The sequence below is a fragment of the Phycisphaerae bacterium genome, assembly GCA_035384605.1.
In the GTDB taxonomy this organism is placed as follows: domain Bacteria; phylum Planctomycetota; class Phycisphaerae; order UBA1845; family PWPN01; genus JAUCQB01.
This window is the reverse complement of record DAOOIV010000215.1, coordinates 1-4,109: the sequence shown is the minus strand read 5'-3', so window position 1 is coordinate 4,109 and position 4,109 is coordinate 1. Positions and strand designations below refer to the sequence as shown.

Genomic DNA, 4,109 nt, shown 5'->3' with positions numbered 1-4,109 from the left:
GCCGTTTGGGCTCGCACCGGTTGTCCACCCGGACGCGGCATGCCGTGTGCTCGCATCCAGCGCCGCCAGACGTTCTGGGCGCGAATCTTGTCGCCGCTCCAGAACTGCATGACGACCAGCGGCGTGCGGATCTCCTCGCCGGGGTGCAGCTTGAGGCGAGTCAGCTCCTGCCCGGCGCGCACCCGCAACCCCGTTTCCTTATCGCGAGTAAACTGCGACGCCCATTGGCCGGGCCATCCGATGGCGACGATGAGACCCTGGTCACCCCACTGGATGTTGTAGTACGGCCACTGGCCGTTGGTCGGCCGTCCGCCGTCAGGGGCAAAGCGAAGCTCTGTGCCGGGGCCCAGCGGCGTTCGCAGCGGCTCGTAGCTGTTGGCCGCGCAGGAATCGCCGCGGTTGTGGTGAAGAACGAACTCGCATTCCTTCGGCCGCTCCAACCGGATATCCATCGCATGGATCTGCTCGAGTATCGGCGTGTCCGACGTGCCGGTGTTCTTGAAGTACAGCGTCCATTCCACCGTAGGGAAGTCCGCATACTCGACTGCTTCACAGCGCACCACCAGACCGGTTTGCGGATCGGTGTAGGTCAACGACAGTCCGACCCGGTTCTGATCGACGCGGGGGCTTGTTCGCTTGGGTTTCCACGTCGGCAGTAGCTCCGAAGACGATCGTCCTCCATAGATGAACGAGTAGGGCGGTTCGGCGGTAGCGGGCCTTTCTGCCTCCTCGCCGCGGAGTCTCACTGCCACCCATTGTCTGGCCGCGGCCATCTCGTCAGGTCGTGCCGTCACTGCTTGACTCGCCGCCTGAGAAGCAAGACCGACAATCAACACCAATGCGATTCTCAACGTGGTCACGATGCGGCTCCCGATCGATGTTCCTTCGTCCAATGAGCTGCGAAGCGATATTCTATCTGCGCCGACGGTTGACACAAACCCCGCTCCTCGGTTCTTGGAGATGTTGTCGCTTTCGCCGCCGTGCGTGTATGATCCGCGCCGTCGTATGCTGATGTGAGAGTCTCGGATTGATGAGGGCGATCATGTCTGACATAACAGGCGCCAGGTCGTTCAGTCAACGTGCAAATACCGCCGAGTGCCGGACCAGCCGGCGACGGCGGGTTCTGATCATCGCCGGTCTCTGCTCTGCAATCGGCGCCGGCGCTCATGCCGCCGACCCAGTCTGGATCACGGCCACAGGACCGAGTTGTCCTTTGATGCGCAAGGAGTTCAAGCTCGGCACTGCACCGTCAAAGGCCGTCGTGCGGATCGTGGGTCTCGGCCATTTCGAGTTGCGCGTCAACGGCAAGCGAGCCGGCGATTCGCTGATCAACCAACCCTGGTCGCAGTATGACAAGACGATCTACTTCCAGGAGTTCGATATCGCGCCGCTTCTGGTCAGAGGTGACAACGTTCTGGGGGTGATGCTCGGCAACTCCTTCTGGTACAACCCGCCGTCACCGGCCGGGCGGTATCACAAGGGCGGAGCCGAATGCACCTTCGGGACCCAATACCTGATGTGGCTTGATGCGGATCTCGAAACGGCTGACGGCGGCCGCCAACGGATCGTGTCCGACGGCACCTGGAAGACCTCACCCGGCCCGGTGACCTTCAGCCACGTCTACGGCGGCGAGGATTACGACGCCCGCCTTGACCAACCCGGTTGGGACTCGCCGGGCTTCGATGACAAAGCCTGGACCCCGGCCGCGACCGCTGACCCGCCCGCCGGCAAACTGGCGAGACAGTTCTGGCCGCCCATCCGTGAGAAGGAAGTCTTCCCTGCAAAGGATTTCGTCCCCGCCGGCGAGGGCGTTTTCCACGTCTTCTTCGGCCAGAACGCCTCCGGCATTGTCCGCTTCACCGTCGAAGGCAAGGCAGGCCAGAGCTTCACCCTCCAGCCCTCCGAGTATCGCGGCGACAAAGGCGAGTTCATGAAACCGCGGTGGGGGGCTCCAGTCCTGTTCCGCTACACGCTCAAAGGCGGCGGGCCCGAAACGCATCAGTGGCTTTTCCACTACAACGGCTTCCAGGCGGTCGAGATGGTGGGGGCGGTCCCGGCCGACCGGCCCAATCCGAAAGGACTCCCCGTCGTTCAACGCATCGAACTGCTTCACGTCCGCAGCGATCTGCCCCAGGTTGGCGCGTTCGAGACGTCCAGCAAGCTTTACAACGACACGCACCGCCTCGTCGATTGGGCCATGCGCTCCAACATGACCTACGTAATGACCGACTGCCCGCATCGCGAAAAACTCGGCTGGTTGGAGTGCGCCCACCTGTGCGCGCCGATGTTCAGCTATCGCTACGACTGCCGAGACTGGCTTGCCAAGATCGCCCGAGACATCCGCGACGCTCAGGAACCCTCCGGACGTATCCTCACGGTCGCACCGTCGTACCCCGGCACGCGTTTCCCCGACGCGTTCCACTGGACCGTTGAATGGGGCGCCGCCGGGGCTCTCCTGCCTTGGCATCACTACGTCTGGTACGGCGATCCGCAGATTCTCCGCGACAACTACGACTGCATGTGCCGGTTCGTCGATTTCGTGGCCTCCGAATCGAAAGACGGCATCGCCCCCGCGGGCCTCGGCGACTGGTACGACTACGGCCATGGCCGGCCGCCCGGACCCAGCCGCTTCACCCCGCAGGACCTGACCGCCACCGCCGTGCAGGTCATGTGCATCGACGCAGTCATTCATACGGCCGAGGTCTTGCAGCGAGCCGACGATGTCCGGCGTTATCGCGGCCTCCGAGACAAGACTGCAGAGGCTTTCCTCAGAAAGTTCTATGATCCACAAAAGCGTATGTTCGCTAATCACGGCTCGTGCCAGTGCGCCCACACCATTGCCCTGACGGCCGGACTCGTCCCGGAGGCCGACAGGCAGGCGGTCCTCAGCGCCGTCATCGAAGATCTTGCCAAACGCGACTGGCAGCAGACTCCTGGCGACGTCGGCCATGTGTTCTTCATCAGGGCCTTGGCCGAGGCCGGCCGTTCCGACGTGCTGCATCGCGTCTACTCGCGCGACGGCCTGGGCAGCTACGGTGGCATCCTCAAAAAAGGCCTGACCGCCATGCCCGAAACCTGGGACGCGATGAACGACGGCTACCAGTCGCTCAATCACTGCATGCTCGGGCACGTGATGGAATGGTACTACGGCTATGTGGCTGGCATCCGCCAGCAGCCCGGCAGCATCGGCTGGAAGCGGATCCTGATCGCTCCGCAGCCCGGCCCGCTCGATCATGCCGAGACAACCTTTGCCAGCCCGGCCGGCCCTATCACCAGCCGGTGGTCAATCCGCGACGGCAAGTTTCGCCTCGAAGCCGAAGTCCCCGAAGGCGTTGCCGCTCGCCTGATTGCCCCCGATGGCACCGAGAAAGATGTCCATGCCGGCCGCCACAAACTCGAATGTGCCTACACTTGGTGCATATTAGCGATTCCTTAGAGTGTCAGGCGAGGTAGGGCATGGTCGGAGCCGCCAAAGGCGGCGGAGACCTGCCGCTGGGCCCGGAATCCGGGCGGGTTCCTCACCCCGCTTGGCCCGGAATCCTTTCCGGGCCACATGCCTTCGCGGAATCCGTTCCGTGTTTGCCGACCCAGTGGTCTCGACACGTCTCGCATGTCGATTCCCCATACAATGGTCGCACATCCTCCGGCCGCGTGGCCGGGCGAAGTGATCTGGAGACCATCCACCAACAACGATAGCGGAGACAACATGGCCAGACTTCAGGCTTATTGCGGACTCGATTGCAGCGAGTGCGAGGCCTACATCGCCACGCAGAAGAACGACCGGGCCGGCCTTGAAAAAGCCGCCGCGAAATGGACCGCCGAGTTCGGCGCGAAGAATCTCACGGCCGACATGTGCGTCTGCGACGGATGCGCTGCAGGAAAGCGAGCCAGCACCGCGCACGCGGCCACCTGCGACCTGCGGCTCTGCGCCTCATCACGCAAGGTCGAAACCTGCGCACATTGCCCTGACTACGCCTGCGAAACCCTCAAAGGCTTCTTCGCCTTCGCCCCCGCCCTCAAGGACAAGCTGGAGGTGATCCGAAGACAACTCGGCGAGTAGTTGCGGCAAGGGGGCCTGTCGGGGCGTGCCCTGCACGCCGATTCGCCTT

The 4,109-nt window shown here is 63.3% G+C and carries 3 protein-coding genes; 2 read left to right on the top strand and 1 reads right to left on the bottom strand.

The annotated features are described in order from the left end of the window. The coding region (locus PLL20_21925) for a hypothetical protein (protein ID HPD32658.1) at positions 1-860 on the bottom strand (860 nt) is incomplete at its 3' end. Positions 861-1,042: 182 nt separating this feature from the next. On the opposite strand from PLL20_21925, the gene PLL20_21920 reads away from it, so the two are divergent. Next, a complete protein-coding gene (locus tag PLL20_21920; protein ID HPD32657.1) occupies positions 1,043-3,436 on the top strand; it encodes a family 78 glycoside hydrolase catalytic domain in 2,394 nt (797 codons plus the stop codon). A gap of 270 nt (positions 3,437-3,706) precedes the next feature. After that, positions 3,707-4,060, top strand: coding sequence for a DUF3795 domain-containing protein (locus PLL20_21915; protein ID HPD32656.1), 354 nt, complete (start codon positions 3,707-3,709; stop codon positions 4,058-4,060). The last annotated feature ends 49 nt before the right edge of the window (positions 4,061-4,109 follow it).